This is a genomic window from Streptomyces sp. SCA2-17 (genome assembly GCF_044336695.1).
In genome coordinates this window covers 6,666,257-6,691,742 of record NZ_CP117521.1, presented here as the reverse complement: position 1 = coordinate 6,691,742, position 25,486 = coordinate 6,666,257, and the positions used below count along the sequence as shown (strand labels likewise).

General features: G+C 73.7%; 15 protein-coding genes and 3 pseudogenes. 7 read left to right on the top strand and 11 right to left on the bottom strand.

Features of this window, described 5'->3' with window-relative positions; translation table 11 throughout:
* Window position 1 precedes the first annotated feature (1 nt).
* Entirely contained in the window at window positions 2-940 is a 939-nt protein-coding gene (locus PS271_RS29755; RefSeq protein WP_398386166.1) for a sigma-70 family RNA polymerase sigma factor, read from the top strand.
* A 437-nt stretch (window positions 941-1,377) separates the two neighbouring features.
* Here the strand turns inward: PS271_RS29755 and PS271_RS29750 are convergent, their stop codons facing one another.
* A complete protein-coding gene (locus PS271_RS29750; protein WP_398386164.1) occupies window positions 1,378-2,223 on the bottom strand; it encodes an alpha/beta fold hydrolase in 846 nt (281 codons plus the stop codon).
* 92 nt (window positions 2,224-2,315) lie between these two features.
* Between PS271_RS29750 and PS271_RS29745 the strand changes: the two genes are divergently transcribed.
* Window positions 2,316-3,401, top strand: a complete 1,086-nt coding sequence (locus PS271_RS29745; protein ID WP_398386163.1) for a LysR family transcriptional regulator — start codon at window positions 2,316-2,318, stop codon at window positions 3,399-3,401.
* Here PS271_RS29745 and PS271_RS29740 read toward each other — a convergent pair.
* Both PS271_RS29740 and PS271_RS29735 read right to left on the bottom strand, forming a co-directional pair.
* Window positions 3,319-3,657, bottom strand: a complete 339-nt coding sequence (locus PS271_RS29740; RefSeq protein WP_398386162.1) for a thioredoxin family protein — start codon at window positions 3,655-3,657, stop codon at window positions 3,319-3,321. The two genes, PS271_RS29745 and PS271_RS29740, sit on opposite strands and share 83 nt — an antisense overlap.
* Window positions 3,658-3,848: 191 nt before the next feature.
* Window positions 3,849-4,046: pseudogene (locus PS271_RS29735) on the bottom strand (helix-turn-helix domain-containing protein); the annotation flags it as partial.
* A 218-nt stretch (window positions 4,047-4,264) separates the two neighbouring features.
* Between PS271_RS29735 and PS271_RS29730 the strand changes: the two are divergent.
* Window positions 4,265-5,341 carry a class I SAM-dependent methyltransferase gene (locus tag PS271_RS29730; RefSeq protein WP_398386161.1) on the top strand — a complete coding sequence of 359 codons (1,077 nt, stop codon included), beginning with the start codon at window positions 4,265-4,267 and terminating at the stop codon, window positions 5,339-5,341.
* 12 nt (window positions 5,342-5,353) lie between these two features.
* Here the strand turns inward: PS271_RS29730 and PS271_RS29725 are convergent, their stop codons facing one another.
* Genes PS271_RS29725 through PS271_RS29705 form a run of 5 tightly spaced genes read right to left on the bottom strand, consistent with a single transcriptional unit; the run spans window position 5,354 to window position 18,813 of the window.
* Complete coding sequence (locus tag PS271_RS29725) at window positions 5,354-6,511, bottom strand: glycosyltransferase (RefSeq protein WP_398386160.1); 1,158 nt, start codon at window positions 6,509-6,511, stop codon at window positions 5,354-5,356.
* Window positions 6,508-7,329 carry an alpha/beta fold hydrolase gene (locus tag PS271_RS29720; protein ID WP_398386158.1) on the bottom strand — a complete coding sequence of 274 codons (822 nt, stop codon included), beginning with the start codon at window positions 7,327-7,329 and terminating at the stop codon, window positions 6,508-6,510. Before PS271_RS29720 ends, PS271_RS29725 begins: the two co-directional genes overlap by 4 nt.
* Window positions 7,326-7,622 (bottom strand): acyl carrier protein, encoded by a 297-nt coding sequence (locus tag PS271_RS29715; protein ID WP_398386156.1) that lies wholly within the window; start codon window positions 7,620-7,622, stop codon window positions 7,326-7,328. The genes PS271_RS29720 and PS271_RS29715 overlap by 4 nt, the downstream gene beginning before the upstream one ends.
* Before the next feature lie 20 nt (window positions 7,623-7,642).
* Entirely contained in the window at window positions 7,643-12,043 is a 4,401-nt protein-coding gene (locus tag PS271_RS29710) for a beta-ketoacyl synthase N-terminal-like domain-containing protein (protein WP_398386155.1), read from the bottom strand.
* Window positions 12,040-18,813, bottom strand: coding sequence for an SDR family NAD(P)-dependent oxidoreductase (locus PS271_RS29705; RefSeq protein ID WP_398386154.1), 6,774 nt, complete (start codon window positions 18,811-18,813; stop codon window positions 12,040-12,042). Before PS271_RS29705 ends, PS271_RS29710 begins: the two co-directional genes overlap by 4 nt.
* A gap of 395 nt (window positions 18,814-19,208) precedes the next feature.
* Here PS271_RS29705 and PS271_RS29700 point away from each other — a divergent pair, with 395 nt between their 5' ends.
* Window positions 19,209-20,345 carry an ABC transporter substrate-binding protein gene (locus PS271_RS29700; protein WP_398386152.1) on the top strand — a complete coding sequence of 379 codons (1,137 nt, stop codon included), beginning with the start codon at window positions 19,209-19,211 and terminating at the stop codon, window positions 20,343-20,345.
* Between the two features lie 217 nt (window positions 20,346-20,562).
* Here PS271_RS29700 and PS271_RS29695 read toward each other — a convergent pair whose 3' ends face one another.
* Window positions 20,563-21,195, bottom strand: coding sequence for a type III effector protein (locus PS271_RS29695; RefSeq protein WP_398386150.1), 633 nt, complete (start codon window positions 21,193-21,195; stop codon window positions 20,563-20,565).
* 129 nt (window positions 21,196-21,324) lie between these two features.
* Between PS271_RS29695 and PS271_RS29690 the strand changes: the two genes are divergently transcribed.
* The 3 genes and pseudogenes from PS271_RS29690 (at window position 21,325) to PS271_RS29680 (ending at window position 22,752) form a co-directional block, all read left to right on the top strand.
* Window positions 21,325-21,756 carry an Hsp20/alpha crystallin family protein gene (locus PS271_RS29690; protein WP_398386149.1) on the top strand — a complete coding sequence of 144 codons (432 nt, stop codon included), beginning with the start codon at window positions 21,325-21,327 and terminating at the stop codon, window positions 21,754-21,756.
* Between the two features lie 100 nt (window positions 21,757-21,856).
* Window positions 21,857-22,249 (top strand): annotated as a pseudogene (locus PS271_RS29685) (DUF2267 domain-containing protein); the annotation flags it as partial.
* A 59-nt stretch (window positions 22,250-22,308) separates the two neighbouring features.
* Window positions 22,309-22,752: a DUF2267 domain-containing protein gene (locus PS271_RS29680; protein WP_398386148.1), complete on the top strand. Its 444-nt coding sequence runs from the start codon at window positions 22,309-22,311 to the stop codon at window positions 22,750-22,752.
* Window positions 22,753-22,895: 143 nt separating this feature from the next.
* On the opposite strand, the pseudogene PS271_RS29675 reads toward PS271_RS29680, so the two are convergent.
* Both PS271_RS29675 and PS271_RS29670 read right to left on the bottom strand, forming a co-directional pair.
* Window positions 22,896-23,628 (bottom strand): annotated as a pseudogene (locus PS271_RS29675) (IS5 family transposase).
* 104 nt (window positions 23,629-23,732) lie between these two features.
* Complete coding sequence (locus tag PS271_RS29670) at window positions 23,733-25,139, bottom strand: MFS transporter (protein WP_398386146.1); 1,407 nt, start codon at window positions 25,137-25,139, stop codon at window positions 23,733-23,735.
* Window positions 25,140-25,486: the final 347 nt, after the last annotated feature.

The window sequence follows — 25,486 nt, the reverse complement described above, 5'->3', positions numbered from 1 at the left end:
AATGGACAGCGCAGCCATCGATCGTTTCGAGGCCGGCCGGGACCGGCTGGCCTCGCTCGCGTACCGTCTGCTCGGTTCGGCGGCCGACGCCGAGGACGCCGTGCAGGACGCGTTCCTGCGCTGGCAGGCCGCGGACCGCGAACGGATAGAGGTCCCGGAGGCGTGGCTGACCAAGGTCGTCACCAATCTCTGCGTCGACCGGCTCCGCTCGGCGCAGGTGCGCCATGAGCGCGCGGCCGGTGCCTGGCTGCCCGAGCCGCTCCTCGAGGGCGACCCGATGCTCGGCCCGGCCGATACCTTCGAGCAGCGCGAGTCGGTGTCCCTGGCCGTACTGACCCTCATGGAGCGCCTCTCGCCGGTCGAGCGGGCCGCCTACGTCCTGCGTGAAGCGTTCTCCTACCCCCACGCCGAGATCGCCGGGATCCTCGACATCACCGAGTCCGCGAGTCAGCAGCACGTCCACCGGGCACGACGCCGGGTCGCCGCCGAGCGCCGCGACGGCGACGAGGTGGACCCCGCGTCGGCGCGCCGGGTCGTCGAGGAGTTCCTTGCCGCCGCCGTGTCGGGGCGCACCGAGCGGCTGGTGGCGCTGCTCACCGCCGACGTGATCGCGGTCTCGGACGGCGCCGGACTGGCCAGGCGGCTGCTGCGGTACACGACGCGCGAGCGCGTCGCCTCCTACGTACGGGCCGGCTTCAAGCCCACGCCGGCGAAGCGGCGGCTGGCCGGCGGCTCTCCCGCGATGCATATCGCGCTGGTCAACGGCTCCCCGGCCGTCCTGGCCGTGGTCGAGGACCGGGTCGTGGGCGCCGTGGCGTTCGAGGTCGGCGACGGCAAGGTCGTGTCCTTGCGCGGCATCGCCGCCGCGGACCGGCTCGCGCGCCTCAACGAGGCCTGGCGGCAGCACGAACCCGGCGCGCCGGTCATCAACGCGTGGTGACAGGAGCCACCGGGATCCGGTGACCGGGTCCGGGCGAGGACGGCACCCCAGCCGGTGAGGCCACTCGGCATCCCCGGGAGCCACCGAGCTAAGGCCACTCGGCATCCCCGGATCCACCGAGTTGCTGTCCTGTCGACAGCAATCCGGAGCCCGACCCGGCGCCGAGGCCATGCACGCACCGGCCACTGAGCCGCGGTGAAGACCACGGTGCCTGCTCCGAAGACCCGGCGGTGGCCGTACCGGTCGCCCAGCCGTGCGGCGGGGATGAGCAGGCACGCGTACGTCAGGGTGTATCCGGCGAGGAGCAGTTGCAGGGCGCCCGCGTCGGCGGTCCGGTCCGGCCTGGATCGCCGGCGCGGCCGCCTGGGCGACAGTGACGTGGAGCAGCTGCACGCAAGTGGCGCTGAGCACCACCGGCAGCACGAGGCGTCCGCCGCTCACGGCAGCAGGGCCGCGGCGAGCTCACGGGGCCGGGCGGCGAACGGGCTGTGGCTGCCTGGGAGGGTCCGCACGGTGAACGGGTTGCCGGGCACGGCCCGGTCGGCTTCCGCGATCATCAGATCCTGCACGGCCGTCGGCAGCGCCCGGTCGTCCGCGCAGCGCAGGAAGGTCCGCGGGACGCGCCCCCACCGTTGCGCGGTCACGATGACCGGGGTGGTGGGGATCGCCAGCGGCAGATCGGGGCTCAGTGCCGAGCGCCAGCGGTCGAAGCGGTCCGGAGCGGTGTCGTGGTAGTGGGTCTGCCGCAGTTCCTCGACGTAGGCGGGGTCCTGCGAGAGCGGGTTGATCCGCACGGCGCCCAGTTCCCCGGGGTCGCCGAGGTTGAGGCTCCGGCCCCAGGCCGTGGCGTTCTCGGGCGAGTCGAGATAGTCGGAGAACCGGGGTCGTCCGGCGGGCACGAAGGCCGAGAGGTAGACGATCTGGTCGACGAGTTCGGGGGCGCGCTCGGCTGCCACTGACGCGGGGCCGCCGCCCGCGCTGTGCGCGACGAGCACGACACGACGGTGGTGGCGGGCATGGCGCAGTGTGTCCAGCACGGCCTCGGCGCTGTCGTCCATCGTCACGGCGGCGAGCGCGGACTTCTCGGTCGACAGGCCCGGCTGTCCCGGTTGGAGGTATCCGCTGGGCAGCGGCGCGTCGAAGCCGTGTCCCGGCAGGTCGACGGCCAGGCTGGCGGCACCGAGTGCGGCGAGAGCGCGCTGCGTCGCCGCCCACTGCCCGGAGCCGTGCCAGGCCCCGTGCACGAAGACGAAGACGGTGTCTGTGGAGGACGAATCAGTCATGCCCGCATTCCACGCGTCCCGGCCCCGATCATCCAGTGAGAGATCTGACAAGCTGGTTGACGATACATGTGAGATATAGCGGGGAGGCTGACATGGAGGCGCGGCACCTGCGGTACGCACTGGCCCTCGCCGAGCACGCGCACTTCGGCCGGGCGGCCGGTGCGCTGGGCATTGCGCAGCCTCCGCTGTCCAAGCAGATCGCCGACCTCGAACGGGAAGTGGGCGCCCGCTTGTTCGATCGCACCCGCCAGGGGGTGTTCCCGACGGCTGCGGGCGCGGCCTTCCTCTCCCGGGCGCGCAGGGCGCTCGACGAGATCACGGCGGCCTCGGTCGACGCGGCCAGGGCAGCGCGCGGCGAGACGGGACGGCTGCGCCTGGGGTTCATCGCCTCGGCACTGCTCGAACCCCTGCCGGACGTCCTCGGCCGGTTCGGCCGCGAACGGCCCGGCGTACGGCTGGAACTGCACGAGATGGCGACCAGGCGCAGCACGGCCGCGCTCGTCGCCGGCGAACTGGACGTGGCGATCGGTCTCGGCCGGCCAGGGGGTGTCGGGGCCGAGCAGTTGGTATCGGTCCCGATCGGACACGACCACCTGGTCGCGGTCGTGAGCAGCACGCACCCGTACGCGGGTCAGTCGTCGGTGGACGTGGACCGGCTGCGGCAACAGCCGCTGATCGTGGCGCCGGAGGAGGACGAGCCCGCCGTCGTCACCGGGCTGCGGGCCTTGCTGGGCAAGGACTCCCCCGCGCTCTCCGGCGCGACCGTCGCGAGGGACGTCCACACCATCATCGGCCTCGCCGCCTGCGGGGTGGGCGTCGGGCTGGGTCCCTCCCGCATGCTGACGGCCCCACGACGGGGCACGTGGTTCTGCGAGGTGACCCCGCGAACGCCTCTGCCCGATCTGGTCCTGTCCTTCAGCGCCCGGGACCGTTCCCCGGCACTGAACGCCTTCCTCGACGTCATCCGCAAGAGCTGCCCCGAGGTCGGTGCCGCGCTCGACCACCGGCTCGGCCCACGCGGACCACAAGAAGCAGACGACCGCGATTCGGCCCCCGGGAGTCCGCCTCCCCGGCCGGGGAAGAGCCTGCAGCCGGTCAGAAGTGCGCGAGCAGGAAGTCCCGCAGCTCGGCGTGGGTCATCGGTCCCTCGCTCCGCGCCGCCACCGCACCTTCTTTGAGCAGGACGACGGACGGGGCCCCGGTGACGCCGTACCGCTTGGTCGCCTTCGGACAGCGGGTGATGTCGATCTTGATGGCCGTCAGGAGGTTCGTGTACTCCTCGGCGACCCGTCCCACGACAAGGTCCATGGCCCGGCACGCCTCGATCGCCTTCGGCCACGTCCCGGAGAAGTAGGCAAGGACCGGGCCGTCGCTCATCCTGAGGACAAAGTCGACCTCCTCGTCCTCCAGTGGCTGATGAACGCGCCTCGGCATCGGAGCTCCTGACCTCGTGATCGACATATCTGGACACCATCATCGCCTGTGACGGGCGCGTCCGGCGCCGACTGCGGCCGGGTCCCGGCCTTCACTGCGTCCGGAGCGCGGGCCGGCGAGCCTCCGGCGTCCAGGTGATGCGGAGGCCATGGGTGGAACGCTAGGCCGGCACCAGGCGCGCCCGACCGTCAGCCGCCCGGCCTCGGCCGCCCGATGCGAGCCGGTCGGCCGGACCGGTCACCCCGCAGGCACTGAGGCGGTCGATCCAGCGGCGCGCCGTGGCCGGGGTCGTACTCGATCAGTACGGCGACCTGTGCAGGTGACAGGCCGTGCAGCAACAGCAGCACTGTCACCGCCCGCGCCACTGTCCGGCTCCAGCCGCGCAGCAAGCCGCGTCATCGCTCGTGCTCGGCGGCGGACGTGTTGGCATACGCGGGGGCGCGCCCTGACCACAACCTCGCCGGGCGGGCGCAGGAGCGTGCATCCTCTCGTCATCACCTCCCCCTCCCGCACCGGGCTCCGTGTTTGGGCCCCGGTCCCGTCCCCCGTCGGGGTTGTGCCGGGCCGTCCCCGCCCGGCACGGGCTCCGCTGCGGTACGACACCGGGGTGACCACGCGAGCCGAAAAGGCCGAGAAGGCCGAGCAGATCACTGCCCTCCGCCCCCGCTACCAGAAGGACCTGGCCTCCGGCGTGGAGCGGTTCTTCGCGCCCCGCCGCACGTCCTGCCCCTGGTGCGCGTCGGACCGCCTGCGCGAGCGGGTGCGCACCACCGACTTCCTCCAGCGCAAGCCCGGCACCTTCGTCATCGACCGGTGCCGCGCGTGCGGCCATCACTTCCAGAACCCTCAACTCACCGACGAGGGACTGGAGTTCTACTACCGCGACTTTTACGATGGTCTCGGTGCAGAGACCGCGCAGAAGCTCCTCGGCTCCTACGGCAACCTGAAACGTCACCGGGCGGCCGCCCGCTCACTGCGGCCCTTCACTTCTCCCGAGCGCTGGCTGGACGTGGGCACGGGCTACGGATACTTCCCGCAGATGGCCGGGGAGGTCTTCCCGGACACTGTCTTCGAGGGCCTGGACCAGGGCGAGGGCGTGGAGATCGCCGTACGCGAAGGCCGCATCGGGCGGGCCCTGCGCGGGTCGTTCACCGAGCTCGCCCCCTCCCTGGCAGGAACGTACGACGTGGTGACCATGCACCACTACCTGGAGCACACCCCCGACCCACGAGCGCAACTATGTGCCGCTCATGCGGTGTTGCGGGCCGACGGGCTGCTTCACATCGAGGTGCCCGATCCCGAATCGGCGTTCGCGAAGATGCTGGGCCGCTGGTGGCTGCCGTGGTTCCAGCCCCAGCACCTGCACCTGGCTCCCGTGCGCAACCTGCGGCAGGCCCTGGAGGCGTGCGGCTTCACCGTCGTGGCAACCGAACGCTCCGCGGCGCACCGGCCGGTGGATCTCTGTGTCGCTCTCATGCACCTGCTTTCCCGCGTGGTGCCCCGAGGTGACGCCCCCTGGCATCCGCGACCGCCCTCCGCCGCAGCCCGGTTCGGCAGGAAAGTGATGCGGATGGCCGCGCTGCCGGCCGTACTCGCGGTGTACGGACTCGATCTGCTCCTGAGCCCGCTTCTCCGGCGCGTCGGCTTCTCCAACGCCTACCGGTTGCTCGCGCGCCGGAACTGAGGGCCTCGCGGGTCACGCCTGTGCCGCGAGCGCTTCGAGGTGACCGGCGGCCGCGCCGGCGCCGCCGGCCGCGCGCAGGGTGTCGCGCAGCCTCCGGGCGGCGGCGCGGTACGGCGGCTCGCCGAGGACAGCGTCGAGCGCCTCGCCCAGCCCGGTGCGGTCGGCCCGGCCGAAGCGCACGCGTACCGCCGCCCCGGCCGCCGTCACCTGGGCGGCTACGAAGGGCTGGTCGTCGCGGATGGGGGCGACGACGAGCGGGACGCCGTGCCACAGCGATTCGGCGACGGTGTTGTGGCCCGCGTGGCAGATCACCGCCGAAGCCTCGGGCAGGAGGGCGAGTTGAGGGATGCGCGGCAGGACGAGGACGGTGTCGTCCGAGGTTCCGGCCAGGAACCCGCCGGGGTCGGCGACCACCGCCTGCAAGAGGTGCGCCCGTTCCCGTACGGCCGCGGCGCACTCCGTGAGGAAGCGGGCACCGGCATCGGTGTTGACGGTGCCGAGCGAGACCAGGAGCGCGGCCCGGGCGCGGTCGCGCCAGCCCCGGGGGAAGTCCGCGGCCGGGGTCCGGGCGGGAACGGCGGGGCCCACCCACCGCAGCTGCGGGCGCGGGGCGTGCCCGGCAGCCAGCTCCGCGACGGTGTAGGCGAGCACGAGATCGGGAGAGAAGCGGAGGTCATGGGTGGCCCCGGGGTCGCCGAACCGCTCGCGCAGCCGTCCGAGCAGGGCGCGGATCCACTCTTCGGCCTTGGGCAGTGCGGCGACGGCTCCGCCGATCTCGGCGGGGGTGGTGGCCGAGGTCGCCCAGCGCACACCCAGCCGTTCGGCAGTCAGAGCCCCGGCGAGAGCGTGCTGATCGGCCACCAGGACGTCAGGACGGAACGCATGGACGGCATTCTGCGTGCCCGGGACCATCACCTCGGCCAGCGGGACGAGGAAGTCCTGCCACAGGAGGCGCAGCGCCGCCGCCCCGCGCAGCTCGGGCGGCCGCCGCAGCCCCTCCAGGAGCGTGCACGGGTACACGTCAGCGCCGGGCCCTGCCGCTTCCCGTACGAGGCCGGGGGCTCCGGTCCAGGCGACGCGGTGGCCACGCGCGGTCAGCTCGGCGGCGACCGCGGCCGCCGGGTTGATGTGGCCGGTCAACGGCGGGACGACGAAGAGGAACCGGCTCATGACCTGCGCGTCCGTGCCATCACCCGCGCCGGCCGGCTGAGGTCTTCACGCAGCCAGTCGAGCAGCAGGGCGCCGACCGTCCGGGGCGCGTCGACGAGCAGGGTGTGTCCCTGGCCGGGAACGACGACGGTGCGGCAGTACGGCAGCAACGTCTCCAGCGCGGGGGCCGATGCGGCGAGGGAGGAGTCCGCACCGTAGAGAGCGAGGACCGGCGCCGCGAGGGAGCGCAAGCCGTCCTCGCCGGGAACACGGGCGGCCGCGATGTCCTCGATCAGAGTGGTCTCGTCCAGCAAGGGGCGGGTGCGCCGGGCCAGCCGGGCCGTGAACCACCCGTGGTCCTTCTCCATCCGGCCGGTTGCCTGCGCGTCGCGGAAGGTCTCCGCACAGTGGGAGAGGAACCCGCTCATGCGCTCCGGCCAGTCTCCGGTGGGCGGTGCGGACTCGATCAGGAGGATCCTGGAGACGCGGTGCGGGTGGCGTACGGCGAAGTCGATCGCGACCGCTCCGCCGAAGCTGTTCCCGACGAGGACGACGGGGCAGTGGATGCCGAGTGTGTCGAGGAGGTTGCGGAGGTCGGCGGTGAAGTCCTCCAAGCGGTAGCCGGTGGGGGGCCTTTCGCTGCGTCCGTGGCCGCGCTGGTCGTACATCACGACGCCGTGCCCGGCGGCCGCGATCCCGGCGGCGATGGTGAAGTAGTAGCCGGCCAGGCTGTCGGGGCCCAGGCCGTGGACGAGCACTACAGGCGCCCGCCCCGGGTCACCGGGGTCTCCCAGCCGCTCGACGTTCAGCCGGACCCGCCCCGCCCGGAGTGACGTCACCGCAAGGACTCCACGACATGGCGCACCAGGTGTCCGACGGTGAGGCCGATGATCTCGGAGAGGTCGAGGGAGGCGAAGTAGCCGGGGAAGTCCACGCGGTCTCCGTAGGCGGCGTGCAGTTCGCCGGTGAGGACGACCAGGTCGATGGACTCCAGGTCCAGGTCTTCTACGAAGCGGGTCTCCATCGTGACGGCGCCGGGGTCCAGCACACAGTCACCGAGTACGGCGACCAGGGCCTCGGTGATCCGGGCCAGTACGGTGGCCTCACCGGCTTCCTCCACACAATTGGTCACGGTTGCTGCCCCTTCATTGGTCACGATTGCTGCCCCTTCTCGGATGCCGGGTCTCGGCTGACGTGTCCGCTGTCTTCGCCGGTCCAGGCGACGATGTAGGCCCTCGGCGGCAGTCCGGGCGGATTGCCGATCCGTGTGAGGCGGACGGGGTGGGAACGGCCCGACGGCGTACGGACGTCGAAGGCGCCGGCATCCCCCGGGCCCGCGGCGGTCGTCACGACGAAGCCGCGGGGGTTGCCGTGCAGCCCCGTCCCGTCGGCCTTGGCCGCCGCCTCCTTGGCCGCCCAGAACCGGGTCAGTGTCTCCGGCCCGGCACCGAGCCGTTCGAACAGGGCGTGCTCGGCGGGGTCCAGCACCATGGCGGGGGTCGTGTCCGGCCGGTCGGTGATCTCCTCGATGTCGATGCCGGCCGGAGTGCCGCCGGGCCGGACGAGCGCGACGGCAGCTCCCCGGCAGTGGGCGAGGGACAGTTCCAGCGGGGGCAGCTCCCGCCCGTGCACGCCCTCCGGGCGGGGGCGCCCGGAAGGCTCGTTGCGTACCCGGACCTCGGCGGGGAAGACGGGGCCCGCGCCCCGGTCCCAGAGATGGCGGCGTACGGCGTCCTTGGCGGCGATCCGGCCGAGGAGCCAGGCCCGGCGGCCTCGCGGGGGGCGGCGGGCGTACTCGGCCCGCTCCTCTCCGGCGAGCCGGCCGTGCAGCATCAGGTCCCAGGAAGCCGGGTCGGGCCAGTGGTCGAAGAGGAGCTGCCAGCCGCCCGGCTGCCGGGCGGAGAGGGTGCACCGCTCCGGGTGGCGATCGGCCGCGACCGACTCGGGTGTCGCGTCGAACCGGCGGTCCCGCCAGCCGTGGACCTCGGCCCACACCCGGCCGCCGTGCGTGAGCTGGACATCGGCCTCCAGAACCGTCTGATCGAGCCCGGTGATCCGGACGTGGCATTCGACGCGGGAGCCGGGGGGAGGGTGCGGGCCGTAGAAGTCGGCCTCCCGGATGCTCATGGGGAGGACCACGGCGCGCTCGGTGCGGGTCGCCATCAGCCAGTAGCCGAGCAGTTGCCCGGCACTGTCGAGCAGCGCGCCGGGGGTGTCCGGGGCGGTGAGGACTCCCCGGACGTGCCGCTCGCCGAGCGCGGTGATGCCGGCGACTCCCTGGAAGCGCGGGCCGTGGAACATCCACCGCTGCTCGTACATCTCCCGCGCGGAGACCGCGGGCGGGCTCTCGGGCCGGTCGCACGCCCAAGGGGCCGGTGGAGCGGGGTAGGTGCCGGCGACCCGGACGTCGGCATGCGCGTACCGGCCGAACTCGGCCCTGTGCCGGCCGTCCCGCCCGGCGGTCACCGTGAGCTGCACGGTGACGGGCGGCGCCGCGACGGCCCAGTCGAGGAAGCGCACGTCCCGTACGGCGACGGGTGTCCCGGCGGCGCCCGCGGCGTCCGTCATGAGCTGGACGATCGTGGTGGCGGGGACGACGGGCCGGTGGTCGGCGAGGTCGGGCCAGCCGGGACGCTGCCGGTAGAAGCAGTGGTCAAGGAGGTACGGCATGCGGGCCACGCCGACCTCGACGGTCGTCACGAGGGCCTGAGGAGCGGTCTGCACGGCGGTGCGGTGAACCGGCCGGGCGGGGGCCCCGGCGGCGGCGAAGAGGGTGGTTGCCGCGGCGGCTGTTTCGGTGAGCAGGGCGTCCAGTTCGGCGGCGGCCGGGACGTGCCGGGCGAGGGCGCGCAGAGAGGCCGCGGCGGCTCCGTCCTGCCCGCTGTGTTCCCGTCGGCTCAGCAGGGCCCGCAGCTCGTCGCGGGTCGCCGGTTCGAGCGAGACCGGTCCCGCGCCGAGGTCGATGCGCATCGTCGTCCGGGGTGCGGTGAGGGCGGTGAAGTCCGGCTCCGCGCCGAGCACCCAGAGGCCCGCGGCGACCCGGTCGAGCTGGGACAGGCCGCCGCGGCGCGGTGAGCCGGCGGTGACGGCCAGGTGCGGGCGGCTGCCGAGGGTGTCGCCGACCAGTGCGGGGAGCTGGCCGGCGCCGAGCTGGACGAAAGCCCGGAAGCCCGCGTCGTACAGCGCCTCGGTCAGCTGCCGGAAGCGGACCGGTTCGAGGAGGTGACGGAAGAACAGCTCCCGGACGGCGGCCTCGTCGCCCGGGAAGGGCGCCGCCACCGTGCCCGACCACACCGGTGTCCGCGCGGCGCGCATGGCGGCGCGGTTCATCAGCTCCCGGAGGGGGGCGAGGTGCGGGGCCAGCATGGGGGTGTGGAAGCCCGACTCGAAGGGCAGGACGCGGCTCAGGACGCCGTCGCCGCGCAGGCGGGCAGCGAGGGCGTCGATCTGTTCCCGCGGGCCGCAGACGACGCACTGGTGCGGGGCGTCGTCGTGGGAGAGGGCGACGCCGGGGTAGCCGGGCAGCACCGCCTCGGCCCGTGCGGCGGAGGTTCCCAGGACGAGGAAGGCGAGCGGGGGCAACCGCATCCCCTGCACGACGGCTTCGGCCAGCGACTCCCCCGGGTCGCCCGCTCCGAACATCCCGGCGACGGCCATCGCGGTCCATTCGCCCGCGCTGTGGCCCGCGAGGGCGTCCGGGCGGACGGCGATGCGCTCCAGCGCGGCCGCGAGCAGTCTGCCGGCACCGATCAGGGCGACGGTGCGGCCGGCGAGGTCCCCGGCCCGTGCCTGCCGCGCCGGGGGCGGCTGCAGCCCGAAGTGAGCGGCGACGTCGTCCGCCGGTGAAGCGGATCCGGCCTCCAGGCCGGGGAAGAGGAAGACGGTGCGCCCGCCGCCTTCCCCGAGGAGCGGGGCCGGCGCGCACCACACGTCGCCGCGCCCGCCCCACAGCCGCCGCAGGGACACTGCCTTGCGGGCCAGGGCGAGCTTCCGGGCGTCCGGGCCGGCGATCGCCAGCCGGGCCGGTCCCCGCCCCGTCACCTCCGCGCCGCGGCGCAGGGTCGTGTCGTCGGCGTCGAGCAACTCGGCGAGGCTCCCGGGGTCGGGGGCCGCGAGGCGCAGCAGCGGTTCGCGTTCGGTGACGGCGGCCCGCGGCGTGCGCGGGCGAAGGGCGGTGGTGGTTGCGGGTGGCTCCTCCAGCACCGCATGGGCGTTGATCCCGCCGAAGCCGAACGCGTTGACGGCGGCCCGCCGTACGCCGGCCTCCCAGGGGCGGGCGGTGTGCGCCGGGCGGAAGCGGGTCTCCAGCAGTGCGGGGTGCGGCACGTCGCAGTGCAGGGTGGGCGGCAGGACGCGGTGGTGGATCGCCAGAGCCGCCTTGATCATGCCCGCCGCGCCCGCCGCGGGCATGGTGTGCCCGATCATCGACTTCACCGAGCCGATGACGGCGTCCGGTTCGTGGCCGCGGCCGAACACCTCGGCCAGCACGGCCAGCTCCGCCCGGTCGCCGCGGGGCGTGCCCGTGCCGTGGGCCTCCAGGAGCCCGAGCGCGCCGGGCGCCGCGGGGTCGAGGCCCGCCGCCTCCCAGGCGAGCCGCACCGCGCGCGCCTGGCCCGCGGGGTCGGGGGTGACCAGGGAGGCGGTGCGCCCGTCGGCTGCGACACCCACCCCGCGGACGAGTGCGTAGATGCGGTCTCCGGCCCGCCGCGCGTCGGCGAGCCGCTTGAGCACCAGGATGCCGGTGCCTTCCCCGAGGAGCACGCCGTCCGCGTCCCGGTGGAAGGGCCGGATGCGCTGGGACGGCGACAGGGCGCGCAGGTCCGCGAAGACGCTCCACAGCGTGATGTCGTGGCAGTGGTGGACGCCGCCCGCCAGCATCACGTCGCACCGCCCGCGCTCCAGTTCCCTGACGGCGTGGTCGACGGCGACCAGGGAGGAGGCGCAGGCCGCGTCGACGGTGTAGGCGGGGCCGCGCAGGTCGAGCCGGTTGGCGATGCGGGAGGCGGCGAAGTTGGGGACGAGGCCGATGCCGGACTCCGGGCCGTGCGGGCCGAGCGCGTCGAGGAAGGCCGTGCGCAGCCGGGCGAGGCGTTCCCCGTCCAGTTCCGGCAGCAGTTCCCGCACGGTGCGGATCAGCTGGGACGAGGTGCGCACCCGCTGGTCGAGGCGGGCCAGTCCGGCGGTGAGGTAGCCGCCGCGGCCGAGCACGACACCCGCGCGGGTGCGGTCCGCGGGCAGCGTGCCGCCCGTGTCGGCGAGGGCCGCGGCGGCGGTGCGCAGCGCGATGAGCTGGTCGGGTTCGGTGGTGCGGGCCGCCGCGGGCATGATGCCGAAGGCGGCCGGGTCGAAGTCGGCGAGGCCGTCGACGAAGCCACCGCGGCGGCAGTAGACGGCGTCGGGCCGGTGGCATTCCGGGTCGAGGCGTCCGGGCGGGGCCTCGGAGACGGCGTCGACTCCGGTGGTGATGTTGTGCCAGTACGTGTCCAGGTCGGCCGCGCCGGGCAGGGTGACGGCCATGCCGACGACGGCGACGGGCTCGTGCCCCGCCGTCACGGCAGCTGCCCCGGTGCGGTGAGCACGACTTCATCGGTGGCGGGGTCGCCGTGGGCGAGTTCGCGGAGGAGGGCCCGTACGCCTTCCTCCGGGTCGATGAGGGCGAGGCCGCGCCGGGCGAGTGCGCGGGCGAGGTCCGGGCCGACCATGCCGGGGTGCTGCGGGTCGGGGGCCCAGGGGCCCCAGTGGACGGTCAGGGCGCGGCCTCCGGTGGCCCGGCGCCACTGCCGGCCCAGGGTGGCGAGGGCGTCGTTGGCGGCGCTGTAGTCGCTCTGGCCGCGGTTGCCGAGGACGGCGGCGACCGAGCCGAACAGGAGGGCGAGCGGCGGCGGGCCGGGCAGGCCGCGCAGCGCGCCGAGGAGGGCGCGGGCGCCGTCCACCTTGGTGCCGTGGACGCGGTCGAAGGAGGCGGGCTCCTTGTCGGCGAGCAGCCGGTCCTCGATGACGCCCGCCGCGTGGACGACGGTGTCGATGCGTCCCTGGCCGGCGTGGATGTCCTCGACGGTCCGGCGTACGGCTTCCGCGTCGCGCAGGTCGAGGCGGTGGTAGCGCGCCCGGCCGCCGGCGGCTTCGATACGGGCGAGGGTCGCGGCGACTTCGCGCCGGGCGAGGATGCGGCGGGCCTCGCGTTCGATCGCGCCGGGTGCGAGCCGGCCGCGCGCGGCGAGCGCGGCGCACAGGGCCGCCTTGTCCACGGCGCGGGCGAGGTCGGCCGGTTCGGGGGTGCCGGGCGGTTCCGTACGGCCGAGGAGCTCGACGCGGCAGCCCGCGCCGGCGAGGGCGACCGCGATGCGGGCCGTGATGCCCCGGGCGCCGCCGGCGAGGACGGCGACGGCTCCGGGCCGGAGCTCCGCGGCGAGCGCGCCGGCACGACCGGTCGGCCCGAGCGGTGCCGGGTAGAGCTCGCTGCCCCGCCGGCTGCCGTCGGCCGCGTGCCGGACCACGGGGGCCCGGTCCGGGGCGAGGAGCTCGCCCACGAACGCGTCGGCGAGGACGGCCGCGGGGCGGCCGGAGGCCAGGGAGACCACGCGGGCAAGAGTGCCGGGGTGTTCGTGTGCGACGGTGCGGAAGAACCCGCCCAGGCCCGCCGTGCCGGTGTCCTCGCTGTCCGGCCGGGCGCACAGCAGCCACTGCGGGCCGCGCCGCAACACGGCCTGGAACCAGGGGAATCCGGCGGGGAGCACCGGTCCCGCGTCCTCGGCGAGCGCGGCGAGGTGGAGGGCGCCGTCGAGAGGGCCGGCGGGAAGGTCCGCGCTGCCGTCGGAACGGACGGCGACGGCCCCCAGTGCGCCGAGACGGTCGACGACGGCCTGGACGACGGGGGTGTCCGCTCCCAGGACGAGGAAGCGCCGGCCGTGCAGGGCCCTGTCACCGGGCGCGGGGGCGGGGGCGAGCGGGGCCTCGCGCAGCAGGTAGCGCTCGGGCGCGGCGATCGTCGGGGCATCGCGTGGAGGCCCCTCCGCAGAGGCGTCCCCGGGGACGTCGTACGTCGGGCCCGCCTCGGGTGCGGGGGCCTCGCCGGAACCGGAGGGCATCAGCCGTTCCGCCAGCTCCGCGGCGGTCCGCGCTCGGAGGAGCTCCTCCAGCCTGCTGTCCGCCCATGCCCGGGGCCCTGGCACCGTGGTGCCGGCCAGCCGCCGCCCGAGCTCTCCGACGATCTCGGTCCGCTTGATCGAGTCGATGCTGAGGTCGGCCTCCAGATCGAGGTCGGGTTCGACCAGGTCTACGGGATAGCCCGTGCGTTCGCTGATGACCGCCCGCACGGTGCTCAGCACGTCGGGCACTGCGGCGGGGTCTGCCGGTGCGGGAACAGGGTCCGGGGCCGTACCGTCCGGTCCGGGGGCGGGGAGCGGCTCCGGCACGTCCGCGGGCACGCCGACCGCGTTTCCGGCGCCGAAGTAGGCGAGCAGGACGTCCCGCTGTGCCGCCACCATCTCGCGGCTGCTGCGCAGGAACGCGGCCAGCAGGTCGGGGCCGCCGTCCGCCCGCGGACCGGGCGCTGCGAGGGACCTGAGCCTGCGGGCCGGTCGCAGCCCGCCGGGCACGGGTTCGCCGTCGGCCGTGCGGACGAGGTGGCCGTCGACCGTCCAGCCCGGCCGGGCCGGGACCGCTTCCGGGTCGGCGACGGACGCGTCGCGCCCGGTGAACAGCCGCTCCGCCTCCACCGGCACCCCGGCCACGGCGAGCCGGGCCAGCGCCCGGAGGTGTCCGGACAGGCCGGAGTCCGGGGACGGTTCGAACGGGACGGCCAGGTGCGGCCGTTCACCGAGGATGCTCCGGACCAGTCCGGTGAGCACCGTGCCGGGACCGGCTTCCACGAAGACGCGCGCCCCGGCCGCGTACATCGCCTCGATCTGCTCGCAGAACCGCACGGGCGCGGCGATCTGCCCGGCGAGCAGCTCCCGTACGCTCTCGGGGTCCTCGCCGTAACGACCGGCGGTCGTGTTGGACCAGACGGGGACGTCGGGCGTACGGACCGGGCAGCGGGCGAGCGCCTCGGCGAACCGCCTGCCGGCCGGTGCGACGAGCGGGCTGTGGAACGCGCAGCCGGCCGGGAGGCGCTGCGCGTCGATGCCGGTGTCCGCGGCGGTGGCGAGGGCCCGTTCGATGTCCTCTTCGGCTCCCGAGACGACGCTCTGCGCGGGGGCGTTGTGGCAGGCGACGACCACCCGGCCGGTCAGGCCGGCCGCGGTGAGGAGCACCTCGGTCTTGTCCGGTGCCGCGGAGACGGCGGCCATGGCGCCCGGTGCGTCCTGCGCCGCCTCGGCGACGGCCTCCGCGCGCGCGATGCTGAGCTCCGCCACGGCCTCCGGGGTGAGGGCGCCCGCCGCGCCGAGGGCGACCAGCTCGCCGTACGAGTGGCCGGCCGTCATGTCGGCGCGCACGCCGAGCGTCCGGAGCACGTCGTGGGCGGCCGAGCACACGGCCCCGAGGGCGGGCTGGGCGTGCCGCGTGTCGGCGAGCCGGTCCCGCTGCGCCCGGCGGGTCGCGGCGTCGAACGCGGCGGGCGGGAAGATCGCGTCGGCCGGGGCGTGGCGCAGGTGGCGCTGCGTGCCGGGGAAGGCGGTGAAGAGCTCGGCGAACATGCCGGGCCTCTGGCTGCCCTGGCCGGGGAAGAGGACGGCGATCCTGCCGCCCGGGAAGGCAGTAGGGCCCGTGGTGCCGCCTTCGGTGTCCACGCCGCCCGGCGATGCGCCCGGCTGCCCGTGGCGCCCGCCTTCCGCGAGGAAGACTCCCGGCCCGCGCTCTCCCGCCGCCACCGCCCGCAGCAGGCCCGGCAGCGCGTCGAGCGACGTCGCCACCACGGCAGCGCCGGCCGGGTCGGTGCCGGTGCGGCGCGCGGCGGTCAGGGCGAGGTCGCGCAGCCGCCACGGGCGCCCGACCCGGTCGTTGATCCCAGTCAGCCGCAGCAGCACGCGGGCGTCCTCCGCGGAGCGCAGGACGAAGAGCTCCGCGGGCCAGGCGTCGTGGCCGCTCCGCGGCGGCGCGGCTCCCGTGCCGGACCGCAGCACGGCGTGGAAGTTCGTGCCGCCGAAGCCGAACGCGCTCACGCCCGCGACCCGGCGCCCGGCGGCCCACGGCAGCGCCTTGTCGTGGAAGACGAACGGGCTCTCGTCCTGCCGCCAGCCCGGGGTGGGCAGGTTGAGGTGCAGGGTCGGCGGCCGTACGCCGGTGTACACCGCGAGGGCCGCCTTGATGAGGCCGGCGAGGCCCGCGGCGCACTTGGTGTGCCCGATCTGGGACTTGACCGAGCCCAGGACGCAGCCGCCCGGAGCCGCACCGGCCTCCGTGAACACCTCGGTGAGCGCGGCGAGTTCGGTGCGGTCCCCGACCACCGTGCCCGTGCCGTGGGCCTCGACGAGCCCCACGTCGGCGGCCGGGATCCGGGCCTGGGCGTAGGCCCGCTCCAGCGCGGTCCGCTGGCCCTCGCGGCGGGGCGCGGTCAGCCCGAGCGAGCGCCCGTCGGCGGAGCTGCCGACGGCCTCGATGACGGCGTAGACGCGGTCGCCGTCGCGCTCGGCGTCCGCGAGCCGTTTGAGGACCACGCAGGCGATGCCCTCGCCGAGCGCGATGCCGTCGGCGTCCGCGGCGAAGGGGCGGCAGCGGCCGGTCGGCGACAGAGCGTGCACCGACGAGAAGAGCAGGTAGTCCTTGATGCCGTTGTGCAGGTCGGCGCCGCCGCACAGGGCGAGGTCGGCGCTTCCCGTGCGCAGCTCCTTGCAGGCGGCGTCGAGGGCGGCCAGGGAGGAGGCGCAGGCGGCGTCCACCGTGTGGTTCGTGCCGCCGAGGCCGAAGCGGTTGGCGATCCGGCCCGCGATGACGTTCGCGAGCATGCCGGGGAAGGAGTCCTCGGTCAGCGGGGGAAGCTGTGCGGCCAGTTCCTCGGGGAGGCGGCCGAGGTAGGAGGGCAGGACGGCGCGCACGGTCATGGCGTCGGTGGCATCGCTGCCCGTCTCGGCGCCGAAGATCACGCAGGTGCGCTCGCGCGGGAAGGGGCGGCGGTCGTAACCGGCGTCGGCCAGCGCCCGGCCGGCGGCTTCCAGGGCGAGCAGCTGGGCGGGGTCGATCGCGGCCAGGGAGGCCGGGGGAATGCCGTAGCGCAGCGGGTCGAAGGGGATGCGGGGCAGGAAGCCGCCCCATTTGGCGGTCGCCACGTCGTGGGCGGCGGCCTGCGGCCCGTGGTGGAGGGAGGTGTCCCAGCGCTCGGGCGGGACCTCGGTGACGGCGTCGGTGCCCGCGAGCACGTCGGCCCAGAACGCGGGCAGGTCGGGCGCGCCGGGGAACATGCAGGCCATGCCGACGACGGCGATGCCGAGCGGCTGGGGTGCCGGCGGCCGGCCGCGCCCGGGTGCGGCGGCCGGCCGCAGTGCGGCGGCGCGGCGCTCGTAGAACTCGGCGGCTCCTTCGCCCACTTGGCGGTGCAGTGCGGCGACGCTCGTGGTGGCGGTGCGCAGGACGGCGGCCTCGCCGGCCATGAACAGGCCCTCGGCGAGCTGTCGCCGCTCGTCGACGCCGGCCAGGGCGTCGCCGTCGCGCTCGATGCCCTTGGCGGCGATGCGCAGCCGCCCGAGGTGCAGGCGCTCCAGCTCTTCCCGGGCCTTCCGGTCGGGGACGCCCCGCTCCCTCAGCTCGTCCCGGAGCGCCCGGTGGGTGCGGCAGAAGGGGCTGGGCAGGCAGCGGGTCGCCTGGCCGGGGCCGGTGCGCAGGACGTCGGTCCGCTCGGCCGCGAGCGCCTGTCGCTGGTAGGCGGGGCGGATGGCGCCGCTCGCGACGGCTTCTTCGGTGAAGAGGTAGGCCGTGCCCATGAGGAGGCCGGTGGCGGCGCCCCGCGCGCCGATGCCGGAGGCGAGGGCGGCGACCATGGCGGCGGAGCGCTCGTCGTGGATGCCGCCGGCGAAGAGGACTTCCGGGTGCGGCCCGTCCGGGTGGGCGTCCAGGAAGTCTTCCAGGACGGCGAGCTGGGCCTCCCACAGGGGGAAGCTGTTGCGCGGTCCGATGTGGCCGCCGCACTCGGCGCCTTCGAAGACGAAGCGCCGGGCGCCGTGCGCGAGGAACTGCTCCAGCAGGCCGGGCGAGGGCACGTGCAAGAACGTGCGGATGCCGTGTTCTTCCAGGGCCGCGGCCTGGGCGGGCCGGCCGCCGGCGATGATCGCGTGGGAGGGGCGGAGCTCCCGTACGGCCGCGAGCTGGGCCGCGCGGACGTCCTCGGGCGCGAAGCCGAGGATGCCGGCGCCCCAGGGGCGCTCCCCCAGTGCGGCGCGGGCCTGCCCCAGCAGGGTGCGGGCGCGCTCGGCGCCGGCGAGGGCCAGGGCGAGGAACGGCAGCCCGCCCGCGTCGGCGACGGCCACCGCGAACCCGGCCTGGTCGCTGACCCGGGTCATCGGCCCCTGGACGACGGGCAGCCGCGTGCCGAGGGCCCGGCTCATCGGGGAGCCGGGGCGCAGCGCGTCCGGAGCCCGCCGGTCGCGGACGGCCCGGTCCACACTCTCGCGGACGGCCCGGACGGCGGCGGCCGCCGTCCGGTGCTCCCGCGCGAAGCGACGGGCGAGGAAGGCGTCCTGGCCGAGCGGCAGCGGTCGCCCGCGCAGGGCCGCGGACAGGCCGGGCCGCCGGTCGTCGAGGATGCGGTGCCCGCCCTCGATACGGGTCTCCGAGCCGTCCGCGGCGCGCAGGGCGGCGGCGATGCCGGCCGGCGTGTCCGCCTCGTCGAGCAGTGCGAGCTGGACGTCGAGGACGACCCCGGCGGCGCCCGCGATCACCGCGGCGGCGGCCGTGTGCACCCCGATGCCGCCGCAGGCCCAGACGGGGACGGTCACGCGGTCGTCGGCGAGGAGCTGCTGGAGCAGGACGTACGCGGAGAGTTCGCCCGCGGGGCCGCCGCACTCGCTGCCGCGGGCGACGACGCCCGCCGCTCCGGCCTTCACGGCCGTACGGGCCTCGTGCAGGCTGCGCACCTCGGCGATGACCGTGCCGCTGCGGTAGCGGCCCGCGGCCCGCGGGGATCCGGGGGCGATGATCACGGCGTGCGGGCCTGAGGCGCCGGAGGCGTACAGCTCCTCGGGCAGGAGGGCGCAGCCGGCGGGGACGCGGACGCCGAAGGCGCCGGGAGTCCAGGCCCGGGCGAGGTCCAGGGCGTCCCGTGCGGGTGCGCGGCCTTCTCCGAGGTCGATGACGCCGAGCCCACCGGCTCTACTGACGGCTGCGGCGAGCCGTGCGTTCGGCTCGCCGAAGGGGCTGATGCCGATGACTGAGCGCGCCCAGGCCGCCAAGGAGGCCCCCTCTCGCCGGATGAGCCGGACAGCATGATGTCGAGTCGGGTGCCTCAAGTGGGCTGAAAATCAAGCGAGTTCACTCCGACGGAGGAGTGCTGCGCTCACTCGTGCGCCGGACAGGGAGGGCGGGCGTGAACAGCACCCGGCTTCCGGCTTCCGGCTTCCGGCTTCCGGCTTCCGGCTTCCGGCTTCCGGTCGCACCTGACGCCATCCGCGAAGGCGCGCAGACCGCGGGGCCGAGATCGTTGCACCGCGAGAGCTTTATTGAACATTCAAACAGCTGGCTCTAAGGTGAGCCTCAATCTTCTTGAACATTCAAGATCTTCGACACATGCGCCCCCTGCGCATACATCCCCCACGTATCCCCACGCATCCCCCATGAAGGAGTCGCCGTGAAGTCCACCCGGAAGGCCTGGGCCGTCGCCGTAGCCCTCGGCGTCGTCGCCGCGAGCGGGGCCGGTGTCGCCGCCGCTGCTCCCTCCGCCTCCCGTGCGCCGCAGAGTGCAAGCGAGGACCAGCAGTTGCAGAAGCTGTACAAGGACGCCCTGGCCGAGGGCGGACGCCTGGTCGTCTACGCCGGCGGCGACAAGCCGGGCCAGGCCGACTACCTCAAGAACGCGTTCCTCAAGCAGTTCCCCGAGATGAAGGTCGACACCGTCGTCGACTTCAGCAAGAACCACGACGCGCGCCTCGACAACCAGATAGCCGAGCACAAGGTCGTCGCCGACGTCGTCCACCTTCAGACCCTCGACGACTTCCCGCGCTGGAAGAAGGAAGGGGCGCTGGAGAAGTACAAGCCGGTCGGCTGGGACAAGGTCTACAACAAGGTCAAGGACAAGGACGGCTACTACACCGGCCTGTTCTTCATCGGCTTCGCGAACGTCACCGCCACCACACTGGGCGACAACGCGCCCGTCGAGGCCCAGGACTTCCTCAAGCCCGAGTTCAAGGACAAGCTCGTCTTCACGTACCCGAACGACGACGACGCAGTCCTCTACTACTTCAAGCAGCTCACCGACAAGTACGGCTTCGACTACCTGAAGAAGCTGCGCGCCCAGAACCCCAAGTTCGTCCGCGGCACCGCCGACGCCTCCGCCCAGGTCGGCAAGGACGGCTACGTCGCGAACTTCGGCAGCTCGGGCAGCGCCGGCGGCCTGTCGAAGACGAGCATCCCGGAAAAGTCGCCCTGGGTCGCGTGGCCGCAGACCGGCGCCATCCTCAAGGACGCCCCGCACAAGGCCGCCGCCAAGCTGTACCTGAGCTGGGTCCTGTCGAAGCAGTACCAGCAGACCTCCTACGGCTGGAGCGCCCGTACCGACGTCGCCACCCCGGCCGGCCGCAAGGGCATCTTCGACTACGACAACATGAACCCGCTGGGCCTCGGCCGCTTCATGAGCGACCGCGCCGCCCTCGACCGCTACAAGGCCCGCGTCTCCCTCTACGTGGGTGACGTCAAGGGCGCGAACCCGGCCGACCCCCAGGGCAAGCTCGGCCTGTACCCCGTCGACCAGAACGGCACGCAGGGCTAGCGCCTGTCCAGCGATTCATATGCATTGCCCCACGGCAGCTGAGCCGTGGGGCAATGATCCGCAGAACACGACTGGGAACGGGGCGTCAGGACAACGCGAACTCGGCGACGTACTCGTCGAAGGGCTCGATGCCGACTCCCGCACCAAGCTCGGCGGACGCCGCTCGTCCGTCCGGGGGCGGAGCCGACCGGGCTGCTGTTGCGGTGCACCGGCGGGCTCAGGGAGGAGTGAGGCTGTCGGCCTGGGCGGCTAGGTCCGGGTGAGCGTCGGCCAGGTGACGCCGGGTGGCGGCCAGGGGGGCGATGAGGTCGGCGGGGTCGTCGTGGGCGAGGGCCGCGTGGAGTTCGCCGACCGCGAGGTGGGCAGCTGGGGGAAGGTCGGTGAGCGCGACGATCTGGCCGGCGAGACGGCGCAGGTCGGCGGCATTGCGGCGGGCCCAGGTGGCGGTGGTGCGGCCGGCGGCGCGGGCCTGCCGGGTGGCCGTCACGCGCTGTTCGCCGGTGGTCCCGGCCGGGCCGGGACGCCCGCGCAGATAGCGGCGTTCGGCTGCCTGGCGGCTGGCGACGCCGAGGGGGTGGGCGAGGTCGGCCCAGCTGGCGCCCGCGTCGCGGGCGGTTTCGATCAGGCCGGTCTCCCATCCGGCGAGCTGCTCGCGGACCTGCCGCAGCAGCATCAGGGAGGCCAGCGCCTGCTCCGGCCCGGGCCCGGGACCGTCGGGCGTGTCCGGAGAGTCTCGCAGGGCGGCGCGCAGGGCGTCGTCTATGGCATGAAGAGCCGCCGCGGCGGCGAGGAACGACGCCGGGCTGTGGGCGTTCGTGCTGGTCGTGGGCGGTTGGTCGGCTGCGGTCACGGGCACCTCCTTTGGCTCGTCATCATGTCGACGACATTTTTGTTTGTCATCCATTGGATGACATGTTACAACGGTGTCAGTGAGGCGCATTGGCAGCAACTGCCCGAACCTGCTGGAGGTGTTTTCACGATGTTGATGCGCACTGACCCCTTCCGTGAGCTGGACCGGCTGGCGCAGCAGCTGATGGGCCCAGGCACCTGGTCGCGGCCCTCGGCGATGCCGATGGACGCCTACCGCGAGGGCGACGAGTACGTGGTGGCCTTCGACCTCCCCGGCGTCAACCCGGACGCGCTCGACATCGACGTCGAGCGGAACATGCTCACCGTCAAGGCCGAGCGGCGGCCGGTGACGAAGGCCGAGGACGTGCAGATGGAGCTGTCCGAGCGGCCGCTGGGCGTCTTCTCCCGGCAGATCGTGCTCGCCGACACCCTCGACACCGAGCACATCCAGGCCGACTACGACGCGGGCGTGCTCACGCTGCGCATCCCGATCGCCGAGCGCGCCAAGCCCCGCAAGATCTCCGTCGGCGTCGGCTCCGGCCGCAAGGAGATCTCCGGCTGACACCAGCTGGACGAGGCGCGGAGGGCGGGCACCTGAGCTCCCCCTCACCCCGCCCTCCGCACCCCGTGGGCAGTCCGATGAGAAAGGGGTGGCGGCAGAGATGGCTCTCCGACGCGAAGCGTTCCTCACCCACGTGACCGAACGCGGCGAATACGACACTCCGGAGGAAGCCGAGCGCGCGGCCCGCGTGGTGCTCGCCCTGCTCGGCGCGCACCTGGTCGGCGACGTCCGCGCCCAACTCGCGGCGCGCCTGCCGGAGGAGTTCGCCCTGATCCTGCTCAACCCGCTGCAGAGCGCCGAACCGCTGTCCCCCGAGCGGTTCGTCCGCGCGACCGCCGCGTGGATCGAAGGCGCCACCGAGCAGACCGCGGCCTGGGACGTCAGCGCCGTGCTGTCCACCGTCGCCGACGCCGTCGACGAGGACTTGCTGGGTCAGATCCTGCTCCAGCTCCCCGTCGGCTACGACCTCCTCTTCGGCCGCCCCCAGTCCACCTGGCCATCCCGAACCCCGGTGCCCGGACACCGGCCACAGCAAGAAAGGCAACCACCCCAGTGATCTCCGACCGGCACGCACCGCCTCAGCCTCAGCAGCCGTACGGGACGGCCTACGAGCAGATGCTGGAAAAGGTCCGCTACGAGGGCGCCTATCCCACACGTGAGAAGGCCGAGGAAGCCGTCCGCCTGGTCCTTGCCGGACTGGGGCGCCAGGTGACCGGCGACGAACGCGTCGCCCTGGCGCGCAGCCTGCCCGTGGAAGCCGCACGTGTGCTGACCGCGCAGATCCCCGACACGCGCCCGCTGACCGGCTGGGCCTTCGTCAAGGACCTCGCCGCCCGCGCCGGCGCCTCTCCGGCCACCACCCGCTGGGACACCGGCTCCGTCTTCTCCGCCGTCGCCGCCTACGCCGGCTCCGAGCTGATCACCCGTATCCTCCACCAACTCCCCTCCGGCTACGCCCTGCTGTTCGGCCGCGCCGAACTCACCCAGGCCGCGTAAACGGCCACTCGGCCCCCGGGTCCACAAGGGCGACCGCCCCGAGGCCCTCTGGCCGGCCTCGTATAAGTGGAAGTCCCCGATCCACGCGATCGGGGACTTCCACCCTTGCCGGCCGGCGTTCCGGCCACACCGACTAAGAGGAGCTAACAGAGTGCTCGAATGCGGCGGTAGGTGATCACACAGCAGGCCAGTTTCAGGAAGGCCTTGTGGGCGTCGTCACGGATCTCCCAGCGGATCCGCAGCCGACGGAAGCCACGGGCTTGATCCCGCATTTCCGCAGCAGTCTGCGGTACTTGTCGAAGTCGTAGCCGCGGTCGGCGAACAGTTGCCGTGGCCGGTGGCGAGGCCTGCTGTTGCGGCCCTTGATATGCGCTATCGCGTCGAGCAGGGGCAGCAGCTGGGTGACGTCGTGCCGGTTTCCGCCGGTGAGCGTGATGGCCGACGGGGTGCCGTGCGCGTCGGTGATCACGTGGTGTTTCGAGCCCGGTCTGCCGCGATCGACCGGGCTCGGCCCGGTTTGGGGCCGCCCCGACGTGCCTGCCGGTGCGAGCCGTCGATCACCGCCCGCGACCAGTCCAGCTTCCCGGCCTGGTGCAGGTCGGTCAGCAGCACCTGATGCAGCCGGTCCCACACCCCGGCCTCGTTCCAGTCCCGCAGCCGACGCCAGCACGTCATCCCCGACCCGAACCCGAGTTCCTGCGGCAACCACTCCCACTGGATACCGGTATGCAGCACAAACAGAATGCCCTGCAGACACCGCCGATCATCCAGCGGCAGCCGCCCGGCGTGACGTGACCTGCACTCACGAGCCGGCAGCAGCAGCTCAAACCGCCCCCGCAAGTCATCCGTCAACGCCCACGGCGGACGCTTCCCCATGACACACCCAACGAGTCACCCCAGACAGAGGCATAGCCACACGCAGGCTTTCTGTCAGCTCCTCTAAGTAGAGGCGCGGCAAGAACGCAAGGAGATACCGGCGGTCAGCGCACCGCCCTGTCTGTCGCCGACCGCACCGGCTCTGGCGGCCGCCGAGTGCTCGGGCAGCGCCGGACCCGCATCCACAGGACAAGCAGGAGGCAGGCCGCCAGGCAGCCGGCTCCTGCCACGGCCAGAGGGCCGTTAAATCCAGTCGCCGCGGTGCCGCCGGGGCCGGTCGCGGGGCCTGCGGCGACTACGCCCAGTCCGGCCGCAACGGTGATGACCGTCTTGGTCAAGCCGGATGCCTCACCTGCGCGTTCGGGCCGGATGACGCCCTGGGTGGCGGTCAGCGTCAGGGCGTTTCCGACACCCAGCGCCGCCCCGCCGGCGGTGACCGCAGCGAGATACGGCGGCAGTCCGGAGACGAACGCCGCGCCCAGCAGGACCACCGCGCCCACTCCCAGACTCGTGGCCATCACCGGTACGGCGCGTGCGCTGGTCACCCGGCCCGCGAAGGGCCCGGCGGCAGCCATGGCGGCCGCGGGGGCCATGAAGGCCACCCCGGCCGCTAACGGCGTCAGCTGCTGACCCTCTTGGAGGGACAGCGGTACGACGAAGAGGAACACCACGGTCGCGGCGTTGGCCACAGCGCCTGCCGCGGTCAGCGCCACGAAGGCGCCGTTGCGGAACAGTGCGGGGGCGATCAGCGGATCGGCCGTGCGGAGTTCGATGCGTACGAAGGCTGCCAGCGCCAGGGCCACCAGGCACAGCGCGCCGAGGCCGGCGGGGGATGCCCAGCCCCACACCGGGCCACGGTCGATGAAGAGGGCCAGGGCCGCGATGGCGGCGGTCCCGGTGGTCAGCCCTGGCCAGTCGACCCGCCCGGAGGCCGTGGTGTCCCGCGATTCCTGGGCCCGGCGGGCGCAGAGCGCAGCCACCACGCCCAGCGGCACGTTGAGCCAGAACACCGCCCGCCACGACACCGTTTGAGTCAGGGCGCCGCCGACGAAAGGACCGCAGGCAGTGGCCAGTCCGCCGATGCCCAGCGCCCACCCCGTGGCCCGGCCCCGCACGGCGGGCGGGAAGACGTTCGTCAGGAGCGCCAGTCCGGCGGGCATGATCAACGCGCCACCCGCGCCCTGAACCACACGAGCCGCCACCAGGAGCGGCAACGAGGGCGCCAGTGCGCACCACAGAGACGCCAGCCCGAACAGCGCCAGTCCCGCAATCAGCAGGCGGCGCCGACCGAACAGGTCGCTCATCCGGCCCGCGCCCAACATGAGCGTGCCGCACGACAGGAGGTACGCGCTGACCGCCCACTGCAGCTGTCCCGTGGATACGCCGAGTTCATCCTTGATGTGCGGCAGGGCCAGGTTCAAGGCGAACGAGTCGAGCTGGATACAGAAGACACCCAACGCGACCGAGACCAGCGCCCAGCGGGCTCCCCTTCGTCCCTCGGCTTCCCACACAGTCACAGCATTCCCTTCCCGCCACGTCGCCAGGCGGCGGCGTCATCTCATGAACTCATGAACGTCTCTGGTTGCAAGGGGTTGGGGGATTGCTTGCGCCGGAAGGGGCTGTGCTCAGGAGGGCTGGCCCAAGAAGGAACATGGGGCTTCAAGCCGTGCACGGAGCCTGCGCGGAAACTCACCGAGGCTCGGAGCGTCGCAGACGCTCAAGGCGCCGGACAGCGGAGGTGGACACAGGCAGTGAATGCCTCGATCGCCAGCCTCCCGGCTCAGTGAGGTGATTTCACCGTACACCAGAGACTTCGTGGTGTCACGGCCCGCCACCGTACGGAAGGATTCAGCCACCA